A 19,499-nucleotide genomic window follows, 5' to 3' on the forward strand; every position below is an offset into this window, starting at 1 on the left:
CAGCATAAATTTCTTGTTTTTCTTACAATGGCTGGTTTTAAGTTAAAAAGTTACTTTTCTAGTAGGTGCTGGAGAAGTTCTCCATTGAGCATCGCTCGTTTTGTTAGTGCAAAGGCACCAATTGCAGAACGATGGTCAAGCTCTGAAATTACCACCGGTAGTTCTTCTCTAAATTCCTTTAACACTTGTGTGTTAATACAGCTTTGAATAGAAGGGAATAATATTTCAGCAGCTTCTGTTAACTCACCTGCAAGTACAACTTTTTGTGGATTAAATAAGTTGATGGCAATGGCTATCGCTTTACCTAAATGTAAGCCTACTTGTTTAATCGTCTCAACGGCCAATGGATCATTTTTTACTGCCGCACGGCAGATGTCTTGGATTTGACATTGCGTTGGCGATAAGTACTGGCTTGGATAGCCTTGTTCCAGCTGGTAGCGTACTTTTGCTTCTATCGCGGGATTCGAAGCTATTGTTTCTAAGCAACCAAAATTACCACAGTGGCATCGCTCACCAAGAGGATCTATTTGGATATGGCCAATTTCGCCTAAGTTGCCTCGTTGGTTGAGTAAGATCTTATTATTAATAATAACACCAGCACCGGCACCTCGATGAATGCGCACTAATAAGGAGTCTTCACAATTGCGGGTAGCACCAAAGTAATTTTCTGCTAAGGCTAGGCTGCGAATATCGTGTCCCGCATAACAAGGAAGGTTAAAGCGTTTTTCTAGGCTTTCAACTAATGCCCAATTATCCACCTTCATATGAGGCATATAACGGACAATTCCTTTATTAGGATCAACCAATCCCGGCAAAATCACTGAAATAGAAATAAGCTCACGAATGCGACGTTGATTTTGTTTAATAAAATCATCAATAGCATTAATGAGTCGTAGTTCTATTTCATGCTGAGTGCTTTGTTCGATAGGATAGTGCTGATCAACCAACACTTTGCCTGAAAGATCATAAAGCGCAAGAGTGACATCGTTACGTCCTAAACGCACACTCACTGTATTGAAGTTACGATGCTCAACGACAATAGAAATTGCACGACGCCCGCCGGTTGAAGCTTGTTGATCAACTTCTTTAATTAATCCGCGCTCTAGTAGCTGACGAGTAATCTTAGTGACACTGGCAGGGGCCAACTGACTTTGTTCGGCAATTTGGATACGGGAAATCGGCCCGTGTTGATCAATTAGCCGGTAAACTATCGCACTGTTAAGTTGCTTAACAAGATCGATATTGCCAATTTGCGTTTCAGTGTTGTTATGACTCATCAGCATATACACCCATTAGTTATCTGTTATTTCAATACCATTGACAAAAGTAGTACAAAGGTTGAAGTCCTTATCAAATGAAGTGAGGTTAGCAACCTTTCCTGCTTCAATTGTGCCTAGTTCTTTATCAGCGCCGATAGCTCGAGCAGGATAAAGTGTTGCCATTCGCAATGTTTCATCTAATGGAATGCCAACATGAATAACGCTATTTTTTATCGCATCAATCATGGTAAGCGATGAGCCACTTAATGTGCCATCAGCATCAACACAAAGACCATTACGATAATATATGGTTTTTCCTGCGAAAACGAAGCTATCCATCTCATTTTTATTAGGATCTAGCCCAGCAGGTGCGGTTGCATCCGTTACTAAGAGCAGCTTTTCGCCTTTTAAACGTTTACTGTTACGAATATTTGCCCATGAAACATGTAAGCCGTCGGCAATTATACCAGCATATACCTCTGGTGTATCATAAATAGCGCCAACTAAGCCTGGACCTCGGCCTGTAATATAAGGCATGGCATTATAAAGATGGGTCGATAATGAAATCCCCGTACGGAATCCTTTACGAGCTTCTTCATATGTAGAGTTAGAATGGCCAGCTGAAACAACAATGCCTGCTTGAATTAATTGACGGATATATTTTTCATCAACCATTTCAGGTGCAAGAGTGATTTTAGTAATAACGTCGGCGTTATGACACAAATAGTCAATCATCTCAGTACTTGGCTGGCGAATAAATTGAGGATCGTGGGTCCCTTTTTTAATCACATTAATATAAGGGCCTTCTAAATGCAGACCTAATACCTTATTTTTATGTTTCTTCATATAGGTACGAGTTGCTTCAATCCCTATTTTCATTAACTCATCAGAACAGGTAATTAAAGTAGGTAGATAACTTGTGCTACCTAAGCGCTCATTGGCTTTTTGCATAATTTCTAACGTTTCAACGGTGACATTTTCTGGTGTATCGTTAAATTGCACACCACCGCAGCCATTGACTTGTAAATCAATAAAACCAGGCGAAAGAATTGCACCTTTCATATCACGGACGGTAATGTTTTCTGGCAGTTGGTCCTGTGGACAAATCTGCTCAATACGGGAGCCGTTAATAATAATGGCGTGATTTTCTAAACGGTCATAACCTGTATAAATAACAGCATTTGTTAAGGCAAACATACCTTAGTCTCCTGATAAGGGAAGTAAATCGAAAATCCGATATCAGCCAGAAAAGACTGGCTGATAATAAAGAGAGTTTAGTCTTTTTCCACCAATTTAATAAATTGGGTACTTTATCACTAAACTTAATCTTGGTATTTCTGACACTCTAGCGCTTCGATTTGTTGAAAATAACGTAATGTTTTAACACGTAATTCCATTGTGGCTGGGTCATCACAGACTAAAAGTGCTTTTGGATGTAATTGAACACAAGAAATCGTCCACATATGATTCACTGCGCCTTCAGTTGCTGCTTGAACAGCTTGCGCTTTATTGAAACCCGTTGCCAAAATCATTAATTCTTCGGCGTCTAACAACGTACCTACACCTACGGTAAGTGCATATTTAGGTACTTGATTAATATCATTACCAAAGAAACGAGAGTTCGCTAAACGTGTATCTTCTGTCAGCGTTTTCATGCGAGTGCGTGATGCTAAAGATGAAGCCGGTTCATTAAATGCGATATGACCATCGTTGCCTACACCACCCATAAACAGATTGATTTTGCCATAAGACTTAATTTTTGCCTCATAACGCGCGCATTCTGCGGTTGGATCGGATGCATTGCCATTTAATAAATTGATATTTTCATCTTTAATATCAATATGGTTAAAAAAGTTTTCATACATAAAAGTACGGTAACTTTGTGAATGATCAGAAGGAATACCAATGTATTCATCCATGTTGAAGGTAACAACATGCTGAAAACTGACTTTTCCTGCACGATGCAACTCAATTAACTCTTTATACGTAGCTAATGGTGTACCACCAGTAGGTAAACCAAGTACAAAAGGGTGTTCAGCCGTTGGATTAAACGCATTGATCCTCTCAACGATATGATTTGCTGACCATTTTCCCACTTGCTTTGCTGTGGATAGGGGGATTAACCTCATAGTAACCTCATAGAAAAAAGACAAATCTGATAACTCAGTACGTTATATTTCATCGTGTGATTATCAGTGACTCATCTATAACACGAATTTATCTCGTTTTTTAGTCGATGAACGTGTTGTACACTGAAAAGATATTTTTAATCATAAAATAAGCTTTCTGACTTAGCCAGCATTTCAGTCAAAAAATATACGATATTGGTGACTTTAGTCACAAATTAGCACTAATTAATTTGCGATACGAAATAATTTTTTTAGACTAAAAATGAATTAAATAATTAGCTCATCAATTTTGTTATAAAATATATATGAGTATGAATAAGATCCCAATATAGGGGCTATCCAAGGGGGAGTTTGTGAATATTTTAAGTTATCTGCAGAAAATAGGGCGGGCATTGATGGTGCCAGTCGCTACACTGCCTGCAGCTGCAATACTGATGGGGATTGGATATTGGATTGACCCAGTAGGTTGGGGTAGCGATAACGCGCTAGCCGCCTTACTGATTAAATCTGGTGCTGCAATCATCGATAATATGTCAGTCTTGTTTGCTATAGGTGTTGCTTATGGTATGTCAAAAGACAAAGACGGCGCTGCTGCTTTAACAGGTTTTGTGGGTTTCTTGGTTGTCACAACACTCTGTTCACCTGCTGCGGTTTCAATGATTAAAGGGCTTCCGCTAGCTGAAGTACCTGTCGCTTTTGGTAAAATCAATAACCAATTCGTCGGTATTCTGGTCGGGGTTTTGTCTGCTGAACTTTATAACCGTTTTAGTGGAGTTGAACTACCTCGTGCGCTCTCTTTCTTTAGTGGTCGCCGTTTAGTACCAATCTTAACTTCGTTCTTAATGATCATCGTTGCATTTATTTTGATGTATATCTGGCCTGTTATTTATGGCGGATTAGTCAGCTTCGGTGAAAGTATTAAAGATATGGGGGCATTAGGCGCAGGTATTTATGCATTCTTTAACCGTTTATTAATTCCGGTTGGCTTACACCATGCATTAAACTCTGTATTCTGGTTTGATGTGGCTGGAATCAACGATATTCCTAACTTCCTTGCCGGTCAGCAAGCTATTGATTCTGGCTTAGCTACTGTGGGTGTTACGGGTCGTTATCAAGCGGGTTTCTTCCCTGTTATGATGTTTGGTTTACCAGGTGCTGCACTGGCGATTTATCACTGTGCACGTAAAGAACATAAGGCAAAAGTTGCGGGTATCATGATGGCGGGTGCATTTGCTGCATTCTTCACCGGGATTACTGAGCCACTTGAATTCTCATTTATGTTCGTTGCTCCAGTGTTATATGTTATCCATGCATTCTTAATGGCGATTTCTGTTTATATCGCAGCAAGTATGGAGTGGATTTCTGGGTTCGGCTTTAGTGCGGGTATGGTGGATATGTTCTTATCATCACGTAACCCATTAGCTGTTCACTGGTATATGCTGATTGTTCAGGGGATTGTTTTCTTCTTCATTTACTACGGTATATTCCGTTTCACTATCACCAAATTCAACCTGAAAACACCTGGTCGTGAAGATGAAGTCTCTGGTGATGAAACGGCTGATGGTTACGATGAAGATGTAAAAACCGCACCAAAAAATAGCAAAGAAGGTATTCAGCAAGAAGCTCGTCAATATATCGCGGCTATTGGTGGTTCTGATAACTTAACGGGTATCGATGCTTGTATCACCCGCTTGCGCCTTAATGTAAAAGACTCCAGCATTGTTAATGATGCTTATGCTAAACGTTTAGGTGCGTCAGGTGTTATCCGTTTAAATAAGCAAAGTGTTCAGGTTATTGTTGGAACACGCGCAGAATTAGTTGCTAGCGCAATGCGTGATGTATTAACACAAGGCCCAGTTCCTGCTTATGCTGGTGGTGCCTCATCTTCTATTTCTACTGAGAAGGCTGCGGTAGTAAAAGAAAATACGCATGCAAAAGTTGTCCTCAATATGATTGCACCTTTTGATGGTGAAGTTGTTGCATTAAAAGATGTACCTGATGAGGCGTTCTCTAGTGGTGTTGTGGGTGATGGTATTGCTATTAAACCTACATCTAACATTGTTATGGCGCCTGCGGCGGGTACTGTAGTCAAGATTTTTGATACAAATCATGCATTCTGTATTGAAACTAATGAAGGGGCTGAAATTATCGTTCATATGGGTATTGATACAGTAACCTTGGGCGGTAAAGGCTTTAAACGCTTAGTTGAAGAAGGCTCTGAGGTTACATTAGGGCAAGGCATATTAGAATTAGATCTTGATTATTTAAATGCCAATGCTAAATCGATGATAAGCCCAGTTATTGTCAGTAATATTGATGATTTCGATAAAATTGCAGAACAAGTATCAGGCAACGTTGTTGGAAACAAAACGGTCATCTATAAAGTATTAAAATAAATTTCATACAGATATTTAATCCTCTATAAAGAGATGGTTAAATAAGACGATAAAACGGGGAGTCTTTCAAACTTCCCGTTTTTTTATCCCTATTTTGATAAATATCTTGGCGGTGTATTTCGCTAGGGTATTTATGAAACCCACTTATTGGATTATAGTGGATTAATTATGCGTTTTGCTTTGAGGAAAAAATGACCATGAATGAGGCAGATGCCCGCCCAACCAATTTTATTCGTCAAATTATCGACGAAGATCTGGCTACAGGGAAACATAACAGTGTCCATACCCGTTTCCCACCTGAACCTAATGGCTACCTTCATATTGGCCATGCGAAATCAATTTGTTTAAATTTTGGTATTGCTCAAGATTACCAGGGTAAATGTAATTTACGTTTTGATGATACAAACCCAGTCAAAGAAGATATTGAGTATATTAATTCTATTCAAAAAGATGTTCAGTGGTTAGGTTTCCAATGGGATGGTAACATTCATTACTCCTCTGACTATTTTGATCAGCTTTATAATTACGCAATAGAGCTAATCAATAAAGGCTTAGCTTATGTTGATGAGCTAAGTGCTGAAGAGATCCGTGAATACCGCGGTACATTAAAAGAGCCAGGTAAAAATAGCCCTTATCGTTCTCGTAGCGTAGAAGAAAACTTAGCACTGTTTGAAAAAATGCGTGCTGGTGAATTTGCAGAAGGTAAGGCCTGTTTACGTGCAAAAATTGATATGGCATCTTCATTTATCGTAATGCGTGATCCTGTGCTTTATCGAATTAAATTCGCAGAACATCACCAAACGGGTAATAAATGGTGTATTTATCCAATGTATGATTTTACCCATTGTATTTCTGATGCATTGGAAAATATCACACATTCTCTGTGTACTTTAGAGTTCCAAGATAATCGTCGTTTATATGATTGGGTGCTGGATAACATTACTATTCCTTGTCATCCTCGTCAGTACGAGTTTTCACGCCTTAACCTTGAATACACTGTAATGTCTAAGCGTAAGCTTAACCAGTTAGTGACAGAGCATATTGTTGAAGGTTGGGATGACCCGCGTATGCTGACTATTTCTGGTTTACGCCGTCGTGGTTATACTGCTAGTTCTATTCGTGAATTTTGTCAGCGTATTGGTGTGACCAAACAAGAAAACAACGTTGAAATGGCCGCGTTAGAATCTTGTATTCGTGATGATTTAAATGAAAATGCACCACGTGCAATGGCCGTTATCGATCCTGTTCGCTTAGTGATTGAAAATATGCCAGAAGGCGAAGAGATCCTGACTGCGCCTAATCATCCTAATAAGCCAGAGATGGGAACACGTGAAGTACCTTTTAGTCGTGAAATTTATATTGATCGTGCCGATTTTAAAGAAGAAGCCAATCGTCAATATAAACGCCTAGTATTAGATAAAGAAGTACGTTTACGTAATGCTTATGTGATTAAAGCTGTCCGTGTTGAGAAAGACGAACAAGGTGAAATTACTACTATTTACTGTACTTACGACCCAGAGACTTTAAATAAAGATCCTGCTGATGGACGTAAAGTAAAAGGGGTTATTCATTGGGTAAGTATCCCACATGCTATTCCTGCTGAAATTCGTCTTTATGACCGTTTATTTAGCGTTGCCAACCCAGCGGCGGAAGATGATTTCTTAGCCACGATTAATCCAGAATCATTAGTTATTCGTCAAGGTTTTGTAGAGCGTAGTCTGAAAGGTGCTGAAATCGAAAAAGCTTACCAGTTTGAACGTGAAGGTTATTTCTGTGCTGATAAGCTCTCGACTGCGGATAAACTTGTTTTCAACCGTACCGTCGGTTTACGCGATACTTGGGCGAAGATTTCTCAGCAAGGCTGATAAATTTTTACCCATTAAGTGTTAATTAATTAAATAAAATGCTCGATATTTATTATCGAGCATTTTTTGTTTTTCTCATTTTATGGTTTTAGTTTTATTTCTTATTAAATAGTTTATCTACTGTATTACTAGTTATTCTGATATATAAAATTTGTGTTTATTTATAAACCTAATTATTTTCTATCATCAATATAATAAATCACTTTTAAAATAGTTAATTTTAGAGCGTTTTATTCCTCTGTTTTTATTGGTTATTACACAAAATAAGACTGTAATTAGTGAAATGTGATTTATTCCACATATTTTCCGTTGTTAAAAAAGATCTCTTATAAGAGATACTTATTATTATTAATTGTAGAAAACAATTCTAATATCATTAAATGATTAACTAATAAAATTATTTAAAATCAATTAATTAAATTTAATTTTGAAGATATGGCACAAAAGAAAACAAATGAAACATATTTTTAGTTATGTGCCCTTGGTCATATTTTGATAAAAATTCTATTTTTTAGGTTGATAATTCGCGTCGCGAAAAATATGCTGTTTCTAACCTAATTTAGGTTTTTTCCCCACTTGGGGTTTTATATTTGGAAATAGGCATTGTGCTTATTTCTTTTTTAGTCAAAGTCAAAGAGGAAACAATGCTATGGTTATGCAACATGCTAAACCAGGCAGGGTAGCACTTGCCGTTATGGGCGCATTGCTGGTAACTGCTTTACCTGCTCATGTGTCTTATGCTGAAGGATTTATTGATGACTCGACCTTAACTGGGGGTCTTTATTATTGGCAACGTGACCGTGATAGAAAACAGGTAGAACCAGGTAGCCCCGATCACGGAAAATATAAAGCCAACTTACACCACTCTTCTGCTAATGCTAATTTAGATTTTTCATCGGGTTATTTGGGGAATTTTATTGGTATCGATTTAGCCGCTTTTGGAGCGCTAGAACTGAATACCAGTGGGCCTGCTGCACCGAATGAAATAGGTTTTAGTGATGCAAAAAGTCGTTGGGATGAAAAATGGACCGGCGACCGCAGTGGCATGAGTGTTTACAAAGCCGCTGCTAAATTTAAATTAGGTAATTTTTGGGCCCAAGGGGGGTATATCCAACCTAAAGGTCAAACGTTATTACGTCCTCATTGGAGTTTCTTACCAGGAACTTATCGCGGTGCTGAGGCGGGTGCTGTTTTCGATTTTGATAAAAGCGGTGAGTTATCGTTCTCATATATGTGGACGGATGAATACAAAGCACCGTGGTATCGGAATATGTATAACTTCCGTAAAGCTGACCTAGAAACAAATATCAGTTATCTCCATTCTTTTGGCGCAAAATACGATTTTAAAAATAGTCTCGTTTTAGAAGCGGCTTATGGTCAAGCTGACGGTTATATTGATCAATATTTTGGTAAGGTTTCTTATGATTTCCCTATCGGTGATAATGAATTAAGAACTTCATATCAGTTCTACGGCGCTAAAGATAAAGTCACTGGTGGCGGTGTTAATGATGTTTATGACGGGCTGGCATGGTTACAAGCATTAACTTTTGGTTATACCCATAATGTGTTTGATTTTAAAGTCGAAGGTACTTGGGTTAAAGCTGAGGGGAATCAAGGTTACTTCTTACAGCGTATGACTCCGGGTTGGGCAACATCGAATGGTCGTCTTGATATTTGGTGGGATGGTCGTTCAGATTTTAACGCCAATGGCGAAAAAGCACTTTATGCTGGTGTGATGTATGATCTGAAAAACTGGGATCTTTCTGGTTGGGCAGTGGGTACTTCTTATATTTATGCATGGGATGCTAAACCAAGTGGGAATGCTATTTACGACCAAAATAAACGTATCAGAGAAAGTGCATGGAATGCGGATATTATGTATACAGTTCAAGAAGGTCGAGCAAAAGGTACGCTGTTTAAATTGCACTATACCCGTTATGACAACCACTCTGATATTCCTAGCTACGATGGTGGCTTCGGTAATATATTCCAAGATGAAAAAGACGTTAAATTTAACGTAATAATGCCATTTACTATTTTCTAAGTTAATGGCGAGGATAAAGTGTATTCATTCGCACTTTATCCTTAATAAAAATAGCTGTAAAAGAAGTAAATAGACCATGAAAACAAAGAAATGTACAAAATAATTAGTTAAGCGTCAGAAAGTGAAAAGTAATAGGTTAGATAAACGTTATCCTCAAATACGTTAGTCATAAGTAAAGCGGTTAGAAGTGAAAGAGTAGTTAGAGAGTCATTGCCATCACGCAGTAAAAAGAGTAAGGCTGAAATGAAGTAAAAGTCGTCATGTCATGTCGTCAGAAATAAATTTAAGCTAATTAAGTTTATTTCATCTGCTTCAGTGAGTTATTTCGCAATATTTGCGTAAGGTATTTACCCTAAGTAAAGGCAGTCAGAGTGGGTATCGTAGTGGGGGGTAAATACCTTTATTTTTTCTTTTGTTGAATCTTGAGAGATAATCCTTTTTGTGGCAAATTTCTTCTAATCAATTTTATTGAGCCTAATTTATTATTCTGAGTTTTATTGCATTAAGTAATGCGGGCTTTCAGGAAGAAGTATGTTAAAACGATTGGATGATTTTTTATTAGAGCCCCCATTAAAACCCTTCAAAGGTATTAAACGTTTTATTGTTGAATTTCTTTTTTTTGGTATTAAAGAAGCTCGCTCATGCCTATTTGCTGGTTTTTTCTTTTTTATATTATTTGCCACACCAAGTAATGGCATATTAGGTATACCCCGTTATGATGTTTTACTCATTCTCGCCATTATTTTTCAATTGTGGATGGTATGGGGAAAGTTAGAAACATGGGATGAATTAAAAGCTATCTGTTTTTTTCATCTTGTTGGCTTTGTTATGGAACTCTTTAAAACATCAGCAGCAATAGGTTCATGGAAATATCCAGATTTCGCTTATACAAAATTATGGGAAGTGCCTCTATTTACCGGATTTATGTATTCAGCGGTAGGGAGCTATTTAATTCAGGCATGGCGTTTTTTAAAAGTACGAATAGATCATTATCCCCCTTATTGGCTAGCTACATTAGTCGCTCTCGCAATCTATATTAATTTCTTTTCTCATCATTTTATTGGCGATTATCGTTGGTATTTAACTGCTTTTATATTAGGGCTGTACGCTCGTAGTGTGGTTTATTTCACTCCTTATGATAAAGAGAGAAAGATGCCTCTATTACTTGCATTTGTGCTGATCGGTTTCTTTATTTGGTTAGCTGAAAATTTTGGTACTTTCTTTGGTGTGTGGCAATACCCTAATCAAATTGGTGCTTGGTCCGCGGTTCATGCGGGAAAATGGGGGTCTTGGTCATTACTGGTGATTGTGACATTTACCATTGTGGTACATCTAAAACATATTAAGCACAGTATTAGTGTAGTGAAGTAAAATTATGTTCATTATACCATTTTATGGTGACGTCATTCATTGACGTCATGCTATCTTATGCTAAAGTAATATCATCATGTGACGTCAATGGAATGAGTGATGATAAAGACCAAAAAACTGAGTTCCAAACACTATAAAACATTAATTGATATACTAACAATGCCACCAAAGTCAGGAATTAAATGGGATGATGTAAAGAGCCTAATGAATAATCTTGGCGGGAAGGTTAAAAATGGTAATGGTTCTAGACGAAAATTTATTTTAATGGGAACTGTTTATCAAACACACCAACCCCATCCTAGCAATGTAATGGATAAAGGCTCAGTAAATGGTTTACGTGAATGGTTTGAGAATGTGATAGGAGTAAAGCATGATTAAAAGTACAAATATCATGATAATAAGTGGGCACCCTGCATCGGTTGTTTATGAATCTGAAATTAAAGCCTTCCGCGGGCAATTTTTAGATGTAAATGGGTACTGCGATTTTGTTGCTGATAGCATTGATGGTCTACAAAAAGAAGGCGCTATTTCTTTAACTGAGTTTATTGAAACTTGTGTTGAGGAAGGGATTTCCCCTTTTAAAGAAGAAGATAAGCTTAAAGCATTTACATTACGTTATCCTGCTTGGTTAGAAGCTCGCTTAAATGCAACAGTTGCAGCTCATGCTATTTCAAAAAATCAGTTCATTGTTCAGTTATTAGAGCGTGAATTAGTCACACGGTAATATTTTGTATGTGGCGTTAATCAATAAAAAAGGAACTGTAAACAGTTCCTTTTTTTTATGCGGAAATTATCCAGAATGAATTATTTCTCATCATGTGCATGGCTATCTTCTTTACAATTACCTTCAGCACAGTGGCCGTATAAATAAAGGCTATGATTAGAAAGTTTGATACCATGGCGCTCAGCAATATTTCTTTGACGAACTTCGATAGCTTCATCAGTAAACTCGATAACTTTACCGCAATCAAGACAAATCAGGTGATCGTGGTGATGTTGTTGAGTTAGTTCAAATACTGATTTACCACCTTCGAAATTATGTCGGGTAACAATACCAGCATCATCAAATTGGTTTAAGACGCGATAGACTGTTGCCAGACCAATCTCTTCACCGATATCGATGAGTTTTTTGTAGAGATCTTCAGCACTGACATGATGGCACTCAGGATCCTGGAGCACTTCCAAGATCTTTAAGCGAGGAAGTGTAACTTTTAACCCAGCATTTTTTAACGCTTTATTATTGTCGGTCATGCGGATTTAATCCTGTTGCTAATGGTGAATTTAATTATGTGCTCACAAATATTGTATGTTCATTAATACTAAGATTATGACATAACACTAATGATTATAGGCATGATATTTAAAAATAAACACCCCACCTATCACACTATCTTAGCACACCATTGAATAATTATCATTCTCAATATTGAGAATATATCTTATCCCAGAATTTCGTCGAGGCTCATTTCATTTTTGATTTGAGCAACCCAAGCGTCAACTCGTTCTTCGGTTAATTCTGGTTGGCGATCTTCGTCTATGGCTAAACCGATAAAGTGGTTATCATCTGCAAGACCTTTAGAGGCTTCAAAATGGTAACCCTCAGTTGGCCAATGACCAACAATAACCGCACCGCGAGGTTCGATAATATCGCGGATTGTACCCATTGCATCACAGAAATATTCTGCATAATCTTCTTGGTCGCCACAACCAAAGAGCGCAACAAGTTTGCCATTAAAATCAATGTCTTCTAATGTAGGGAAAAAGTCATCCCAATCACATTGAGCTTCACCATAATACCAGGTAGGAATACCCAGTAACAGGATATCAAATGCTTCAATGTCTTCTTGACTGGACTTTGCGATATCATGAACTTCGGCATTATCTACGCCCAGTTTTTCTTGAAGCATTTTGGCAATATTTTCAGTGTTGCCGGTATCACTGCCGAAGAATATACCTATGATTGCCATAAAGTGAGATAACCTCTTTTATTCTATTTGTCTGTGTTTGAACAATTATGATATCAAAGATAAACATCATGTTTTCAGAGAGAAAACCAAAAACCGTATTTTGACGAAAAGAGCAGGGTAATTCTGTCGAATTTGTGTGATTTTCCTGCTAATTCTTTATTGTTGATGTTTTTCCAACGCATACGTTTGTGCTAATTGTTCCAATAATATTTCTTCAATAAGCTCACTGCGACTAACATTTTTAGCTGTCGCTAGCTCATTAAGTGCATTCACAGCTTCTTCATTTAACTTCAATTCAACTCTACGTAACCCGTTAACTCGATCTCGTCGTAATTGATTGCGTTTATTAATTCTAAGCTGTTCATCCCGAGAAAGCGGGTTTGTTTTAGGTCGCCCAGGTCTGCGTTCATTTGCGAACAAATCCAGAGTGGTGCGATCAGTTTGTTCTTTTGCCATAAAATTTGCTGCGAAAGGGCGTATACCAATGACCAAATGTGAAACGACCAATAATACCTCACATGATGATATCCCGCCACTGCTTCATGTATTTAACCTATTGTCGTAAGATGTTTTTATTCATATAACATGCCATCAAGTACAATAATCGTGCATTTTATTCAATTATTGTTCTTTTAAGGCGCATTTTGAATTTAAGCTTTTGCTAAAAAACGACGAATGGCTTTGAGTACCGCTTCTGGTTTTTCTGAATGCACCCAATGTCCAGTATTTGCCACAACAAAACCCGTTGCTTTTGGAAATTGACGAGCAATATCATCATGATATTCATCAAGTATATAAGGCGATAATCCACCACGAATAAATAAAATAGGGTGTTGCCAAGCAGAAACATCATCCCAACCAATAATTTGTGGATAAGCACTCTTCAATGCAGGTAAATTAAATAGCCATTGACCATTTTTAAATGATTTAAGGAGAAATTGGATAACTCCCTCTTCATTAATAAAAGGGCGCATAATCTCTATGGCGTCCTGGCGACGAGTTATTTTTGCTTCAGTAACGGCTTCAAGCGCTGTAAAAATTTTATCATGGCGGCGCACATTATAAGCTACTGGTGACATATCAATGACGACGACTTTATCCAGCCTATCCGGCGCTAGTGCCGTCATGGCCATAGCAATTTTTCCTCCCATAGAATGACCGATAACAATCGCTTTCGCTATATTTAGACTATCAAGTAGCGTGATCACATCTTGTGCCATATCTAAATAATTCATGCTATTACTGTGAGGTGAATGCCCGTGATTACGAACATCAATTTGTATTACTATATTGTCTTGTCGCAGATCGCGTGCTAATACGCCCAAATTATTAAGATCACCAAAAAGCCCATGAATCAAAACAATAGGAACTTGATTGATTTCTATTTGTGGAGGTGTTGCTGGTTGATGTAATTGATAATTTAATAATGCATTCAGTTTCATAGTTATGACCAAAATTTAGCGCGATTTTTCTCTATGATGACATGCACAATCTCGTTAGCCAACTTATGGCAGTGATATAAAAGAGTTATTGAGCAAAAAAGCAATTATGTAAAAAAGTTTATTAAATATCGTGAAGGTTGATTTTTATAGTTTTAACTACTGAAGTTATTTAAATTGTTGCGATATTGATATTACTCAAGAATAAATAATTAGGGTTTTATATTATTTAAGTGTTGTTGCGGCATAAGACGAGGATGTTGAGTCGTACTTGGTGTTAATAACTTCAAAGAATAGAAGATGATACTGAGATAAACAATAGGATAAATACCGAGCTAAAGCTTTGGAAAGGTTAAATTTCCAATGAATACGCTTTAAGTTATTGAAATTTTACCTATTTTGTTTTTAAAGATTATATCTTATAATCCTAATCACTTTTTTTTTAAAACAGTACTGGGTAGCAATGAAAAAGATAGAAATTGATGACGAACTTTACCGCTATATTGCTAGCGAAACTAGACATATCGGTGAAAGCGCTTCAGATATTTTAAGGCGTCTGCTTAAGTTTGATGCCTCACAGCCCGTACAGCCAGTCGTTGTCACTGAGTCAGTACAAGCGCCTGTTATTAAACAGGAAGTAGAGCCTAAACCTGTCGCACCAGCAAAAAATCCGATCCGTGAAATGCGTGAATTGTTGTTATCTGACAGTTATGCAGAAAAAACGAAATCCGTTGATCGCTTTTTACAGATCCTTTCTACGTTATATAACTTAGATAGTGCTACTTTTACTCAATCGGCTGAAACAGTACATGGACGCACACGAGTTTATTTTGCGGGTGATGAACAAACGTTACTCGATAGTGGGCGTCATACTAAACCTCGTCATATTTCAGGTACGCCATTTTGGGTTATCACTAACTCAAATACAGAGCGTAAAAGAACGATGGTACAAAGCATTATGCAGGACATGCAATTCCCTGCAAATGAGATTGATAAGGTGTGTGGAACTATCTAAACACTATTATTAATTTGATTCATTGCAAAGGCTTTTGTTAAAGCGTGATTGTGATGTCAAATAGGAGAAGATTTGTGGCAATTCATTCAAGAGCAGGGCAGCATACGCGCCAAAGTGATCTTATTAATGTTGCGCAATTAACAGCACAATATTATTCGCTAAAACCGCAAGTTAGCAATAGCGCTCACCGCGTGAAATTTGGTACATCAGGTCATCGTGGTAGTTCAAATCGCCAAAGCTTTAATGAAGCACATATTCTTGCTATTGCTCAAGCTATCGCAGAAGTTCGCACTAAAAATGGTGTAACTGGACCATGTTATGTGGGTAAAGATACTCACGCATTGTCGGAGCCTGCCTTTATTTCTGTATTAGAAGTGCTTGCCGCCAATAAAGTGAAAGTCATTATTCAAGAAAATAATGGCTATACGCCGACACCTTCTGTGTCATTCTCTATTTTGACTTACAATCAAGCCCATCAAGATATTGCTGATGGTATTGTTATTACACCTTCTCATAATCCGCCTGAAGATGGTGGTATTAAATATAACCCTTCTAATGGCGGGCCTGCGGATACAGATTTAACGTCAGTTATTGAGCAACGTGCTAATGAGCTATTAGAACAAGGGCTGAAGGGCGTAAAACGACTTTCTTATAACGATGCGTTAGCCAGTGGTTTTATCCAAGAGCAAGACCTGATAATGCCTTATGTCACTGCATTAGGTGATGTTGTTGACATGAAAGCGATTAAAAAAGCAGGTTTGAAATTAGGTGTTGATCCATTAGGTGGATCGGGAATCGAATATTGGAAACGTATTGCTGAATATTATGAACTTGATCTTGAATTAGTAAACGATCAAGTTGATCAAACTTTCCGCTTTATGACTCTGGATCATGACGGTGTTATTCGAATGGATTGTTCATCACCGTGGGCAATGGAAGGTTTGTTACAACTACGTGATAAATTTGATTTAGCTTTTGCTAACGACCCAGATTATGACCGTCATGGTATTGTAACGCCATCAGGATTAATGAATCCTAATCACTATTTAGCCGCTGCCATTAACTATCTTTTCCGTCATCGTCCACAATGGTCTGACAATGTGAAAGTTGGTAAAACACTGGTTTCGAGTGCGATGATTGACCGTGTTGTGGCGGATTTAGGTCGTGAATTAGTTGAAGTGCCCGTTGGTTTTAAATGGTTTGTCAACGGTTTATTTAGTGGTGAATTTGGCTTTGGTGGCGAAGAAAGCGCAGGTGCTTCTTTCTTGCGCTTTAATGGTAAGCCGTGGTCAACGGACAAAGACGGTATTATTTTATGCCTATTAGCCGCTGAAATGACCGCCGTAACAGGTAAAGATCCTCAGCAGCATTACAATGAACTAGCTGAACATTTTGGTTCCCCAAGTTATAACCGTATTCAAGCACCGGCAAGTCATGAGCAAAAAGCGTTGTTATCTCGCTTGTCACCTGAAATGGTAACCGCAAGCACACTTGCTGGTGATCCTATTACTGCTCGTTTAACACATGCATCGGGTAATGGCGCATCTATCGGTGGTTTAAAAGTGATGACCGATTATGGCTGGTTTGCGGCGCGTCCTTCAGGTACTGAAGAAGCTTATAAAATTTACTGCGAAAGCTTCCGTGGTGCTGAACATCGTGAGCTTATTGAAAAAGAAGCGATAGAAATTGTGAATAACGTTTTTGCTAATAAGTAATCTATTGCATAATAAATTATCGCAATAAATCGTTGATAACGAATTTAAATACACTCTGCCGATAGGCGGAGTGTATTTTTTTAATCATTAAATATTTTTAGATCACAGCATTGATGTCTATCATTGAGGTTGATTTAGAATAAAAAATTAGAGTGGATAATCAATACAATGATAAATAATTTTGTTTTACGTAGTGTTCGTTACATGTTGGATCTTAGTGATGCTCAGGTTGTTGATATTATCAAATTAGCTGATCTCACTGTAACCAAAGAGCAAGTCAATGCATGGTTAAAAAAAGATGATGAGCCAGAGTATGTTGAATGTGATGACAATACGATGGGACATTTTTTAAATGGCTTAATTTTTTTCCGTCGTGGAAAAAATGAGAATTTCCCTGCACCAGAAGTCGAAACCAGAATAACTAATAATATTGTGCTGAAAAAACTACGTGTTGCTTTTGAGCTAAAAGATGTCGATATGCTTGATATTTTTGAGCGTGCAGATTTTAGAGTGTCCAAACCTGAATTGAGTGCTGTTTTCCGTAAACCAGGTCATAAAAACTACCGTAATTGTGGTGATCAGCTGGTAAGATATTTTCTTAAGGGCTTAACGATGACCTTACGTGGTGATGGTAAAGTCACTAAGAAATAAGTTTAAATATATTTAAATTTTAATTATCCCTCATTTAATATGAGGGATTTTTTATAGTATTTTATTGAAAGAATTAACCAATAGCCTAACTTTTCCAAATTTATGCTGGCTATTAACTTTTTATATTATTTAGCAGTAACCTGATTATTTACCAACACTCTCATTTTCCTCGCGAGTATGATTATTTTATTTTCTGATAATTTAATAATCGAAATTATTATTACAACCTCTCTCAAGTGAAGATACCTTTCTATTTTTGTTATAAATTATAAGTAAATGTTTGGTTTTTGTTTCAATACTGAAATATAACTACATATCAAGAAAAATAAAGGTGACTTTTCGCACAAAATAAGTGGTCTTATCAGTAGTAAAATTTCATCAAATGAGATAAAATTTCAGTCATTAATTTAATCTCTATGCAGGAGAACACTATGGCAGCTTATAACGAATATACAAAAAAACATGTTTTAGCCCGTCGTACTGGTGCGGTTGCGCTAGGTGTTGTGGCATTTCCTGTTATGGTTTTCCATCCTAAACGTGCTCAATTTTATAGCTATATACACCGTGTATGGTCTAAAACAAGTGATAAGCCGGTTTGGCTGGCAAAATCAGAAATGGCGTTAGATAGCCACAAATAAGCAAATATTTAAATAACGCCTACAAATGTAGGCGTTATTTATTCGCTCGTTTTTAAGCCCATTCTTTGCATTACTCATTTATTTTTCTTATCGTCAAATAACGCTTATTTTTACGTTACAATAAACGATAATAAATCACTTAAACGGACGTTAATTAATCTATTGCTATTTATCGCATTCTCATTGTTATATAAATAGTGGCATAAATAGAGATGTTCGTGATAACAGGGAGAAGAATGATATGAAAAATAGTGATCTTGAATTAATCATCAACGAAAAGCTGAGTATTGATAATTTTCAGGACTACGCACCGAATGGATTACAAGTCGAAGGGCGTCCTCATATTCAAAAAATAGTCACAGGTGTGACAGCTTGCCAAGCTCTGTTAGATGAAGCCGTAAAATTAGATGCTGATGCAATTTTAGTTCATCATGGTTATTTTTGGAAAAATGAGCCGACGGTTATTCGCTCGATGAAACGTAATCGCTTGAAAACATTATTGTGTAATGACATTAATCTTTATGGTTATCATTTACCATTAGATGCACATCCTATTATTGGTAATAACGCACAATTAGCCTTAAAAATGGGTGTTAAAGTTGAAGGTGAAATCATGCCTTTAGTACCTCAGGGTGTCTTTGACCTGCCATTAACGCCACTTGAATTAAAAGATCGCTTAGAAAAAGCTTTACAGCGCAATGTTCTTCATTGTGGTGATAATGCACCTGAAACAATCCGTACTATTGCTTGGTGTACCGGGGGTGGTCAAGGGTTTATCCAAGAAGCAGCAGAGCAGGGTATTGATGCTTTTGTTACCGGTGAGGTTTCAGAACAAACTATTCATATTGCTAGAGAAATGGGAATTCACTTTTTTGCTGCTGGACACCATGCGACAGAACGTTATGGCATTAAAGCATTAGGCGAATGGCTTGCCCAAACTCATAATCTTGATGTGATATTTATTGATATTGATAACCCAGCTTAAATCGCTTATCAATAAATAAACCTCT

Annotated in this window: 18 protein-coding genes; 11 read left to right on the forward strand and 7 right to left on the reverse strand. The window is 37.4% G+C overall.

Annotation, left to right across the window (positions count from 1 at the left end):
* Nucleotides 1–50: 50 nt before the first annotated feature.
* The 3 genes from nagC to nagB form a co-directional block, all read right to left on the reverse strand.
* The gene (nagC, locus tag M997_RS06635) at nucleotides 51–1,283 is read right to left on the reverse strand and encodes a DNA-binding transcriptional regulator NagC (protein ID WP_082918398.1); all 1,233 of its coding nucleotides are present in this window, start codon (nucleotides 1,281–1,283) and stop codon (nucleotides 51–53) included.
* Nucleotides 1,284–1,292: 9 nt separating this feature from the next.
* Nucleotides 1,293–2,456 (reverse strand): N-acetylglucosamine-6-phosphate deacetylase, encoded by a 1,164-nt coding sequence (gene nagA / locus M997_RS06640; RefSeq protein WP_064719320.1) that lies wholly within the window; start codon nucleotides 2,454–2,456, stop codon nucleotides 1,293–1,295.
* A gap of 125 nt (nucleotides 2,457–2,581) precedes the next feature.
* Complete coding sequence (gene nagB, locus M997_RS06645; protein WP_064719321.1) at nucleotides 2,582–3,388, reverse strand: glucosamine-6-phosphate deaminase; 807 nt, start codon at nucleotides 3,386–3,388, stop codon at nucleotides 2,582–2,584.
* Nucleotides 3,389–3,741: 353 nt separating this feature from the next.
* Between nagB and nagE the strand changes: the two genes are divergently transcribed.
* The 6 genes from nagE (at nucleotide 3,742) to M997_RS06675 (ending at nucleotide 11,788) form a co-directional block, all read left to right on the forward strand.
* Nucleotides 3,742–5,784 carry an N-acetylglucosamine-specific PTS transporter subunit IIBC gene (gene nagE, locus M997_RS06650; protein WP_064719322.1) on the forward strand — a complete coding sequence of 681 codons (2,043 nt, stop codon included), beginning with the start codon at nucleotides 3,742–3,744 and terminating at the stop codon, nucleotides 5,782–5,784.
* A 197-nt stretch (nucleotides 5,785–5,981) separates the two neighbouring features.
* A complete protein-coding gene (gene glnS, locus M997_RS06655) occupies nucleotides 5,982–7,649 on the forward strand; it encodes a glutamine--tRNA ligase (protein ID WP_064719323.1) in 1,668 nt (555 codons plus the stop codon).
* A 649-nt stretch (nucleotides 7,650–8,298) separates the two neighbouring features.
* Entirely contained in the window at nucleotides 8,299–9,693 is a 1,395-nt protein-coding gene (gene chiP / locus M997_RS06660) for a chitoporin ChiP (RefSeq protein WP_064719324.1), read from the forward strand.
* A 531-nt stretch (nucleotides 9,694–10,224) separates the two neighbouring features.
* Nucleotides 10,225–11,064: a DUF817 domain-containing protein gene (locus M997_RS06665; protein WP_064719325.1), complete on the forward strand. Its 840-nt coding sequence runs from the start codon at nucleotides 10,225–10,227 to the stop codon at nucleotides 11,062–11,064.
* A gap of 99 nt (nucleotides 11,065–11,163) precedes the next feature.
* On the forward strand, nucleotides 11,164–11,442 hold the full coding sequence (locus M997_RS06670) for a type II toxin-antitoxin system HicA family toxin (protein ID WP_064719326.1): 279 nt from the start codon (nucleotides 11,164–11,166) through the stop codon (nucleotides 11,440–11,442).
* A complete protein-coding gene (locus M997_RS06675; RefSeq protein ID WP_064719327.1) occupies nucleotides 11,435–11,788 on the forward strand; it encodes a type II toxin-antitoxin system HicB family antitoxin in 354 nt (117 codons plus the stop codon). The genes M997_RS06670 and M997_RS06675 overlap by 8 nt, the downstream gene beginning before the upstream one ends.
* 80 nt (nucleotides 11,789–11,868) lie before the next feature.
* On the opposite strand, the gene fur is transcribed toward M997_RS06675, so the two are convergent.
* The 4 genes from fur to ybfF all read right to left on the reverse strand — a co-directional run bounded on the left by fur (nucleotide 11,869) and on the right by ybfF (nucleotide 14,473).
* Nucleotides 11,869–12,315, reverse strand: a complete 447-nt coding sequence (gene fur, locus M997_RS06680) for a ferric iron uptake transcriptional regulator (RefSeq protein ID WP_064719328.1) — start codon at nucleotides 12,313–12,315, stop codon at nucleotides 11,869–11,871.
* 188 nt (nucleotides 12,316–12,503) lie between these two features.
* Complete coding sequence (gene fldA / locus M997_RS06685; RefSeq protein WP_064719329.1) at nucleotides 12,504–13,031, reverse strand: flavodoxin FldA; 528 nt, start codon at nucleotides 13,029–13,031, stop codon at nucleotides 12,504–12,506.
* A 156-nt stretch (nucleotides 13,032–13,187) separates the two neighbouring features.
* The gene (gene ybfE / locus M997_RS06690; RefSeq protein ID WP_064719445.1) at nucleotides 13,188–13,487 is read right to left on the reverse strand and encodes a LexA regulated protein; all 300 of its coding nucleotides are present in this window, start codon (nucleotides 13,485–13,487) and stop codon (nucleotides 13,188–13,190) included.
* A 194-nt stretch (nucleotides 13,488–13,681) separates the two neighbouring features.
* Nucleotides 13,682–14,473 carry an esterase gene (ybfF, locus tag M997_RS06695; RefSeq protein ID WP_064719330.1) on the reverse strand — a complete coding sequence of 264 codons (792 nt, stop codon included), beginning with the start codon at nucleotides 14,471–14,473 and terminating at the stop codon, nucleotides 13,682–13,684.
* 460 nt (nucleotides 14,474–14,933) lie between these two features.
* On the opposite strand from ybfF, the gene seqA reads away from it, so the two are divergent.
* The 5 genes from seqA (at nucleotide 14,934) to M997_RS06720 (ending at nucleotide 19,474) form a co-directional block, all read left to right on the forward strand.
* The gene (gene seqA / locus M997_RS06700; protein WP_064719331.1) at nucleotides 14,934–15,485 is read left to right on the forward strand and encodes a replication initiation negative regulator SeqA; all 552 of its coding nucleotides are present in this window, start codon (nucleotides 14,934–14,936) and stop codon (nucleotides 15,483–15,485) included.
* Nucleotides 15,486–15,559: 74 nt separating this feature from the next.
* The gene (pgm, locus tag M997_RS06705; protein ID WP_064719332.1) at nucleotides 15,560–17,200 is read left to right on the forward strand and encodes a phosphoglucomutase (alpha-D-glucose-1,6-bisphosphate-dependent); all 1,641 of its coding nucleotides are present in this window, start codon (nucleotides 15,560–15,562) and stop codon (nucleotides 17,198–17,200) included.
* 168 nt (nucleotides 17,201–17,368) lie between these two features.
* The gene (locus tag M997_RS06710) at nucleotides 17,369–17,851 is read left to right on the forward strand and encodes a YehS family protein (protein WP_064719333.1); all 483 of its coding nucleotides are present in this window, start codon (nucleotides 17,369–17,371) and stop codon (nucleotides 17,849–17,851) included.
* Between the two features lie 431 nt (nucleotides 17,852–18,282).
* The gene (locus tag M997_RS06715) at nucleotides 18,283–18,489 is read left to right on the forward strand and encodes a YbfA family protein (RefSeq protein ID WP_064719334.1); all 207 of its coding nucleotides are present in this window, start codon (nucleotides 18,283–18,285) and stop codon (nucleotides 18,487–18,489) included.
* Between the two features lie 241 nt (nucleotides 18,490–18,730).
* Nucleotides 18,731–19,474 carry a type 2 GTP cyclohydrolase I gene (locus M997_RS06720; protein ID WP_064719335.1) on the forward strand — a complete coding sequence of 248 codons (744 nt, stop codon included), beginning with the start codon at nucleotides 18,731–18,733 and terminating at the stop codon, nucleotides 19,472–19,474.
* The last annotated feature ends 25 nt before the right edge of the window (nucleotides 19,475–19,499 follow it).

The organism is Proteus hauseri ATCC 700826 (assembly GCF_001654965.1).
In the GTDB taxonomy this organism is placed as follows: domain Bacteria; phylum Pseudomonadota; class Gammaproteobacteria; order Enterobacterales; family Enterobacteriaceae; genus Proteus; species Proteus hauseri.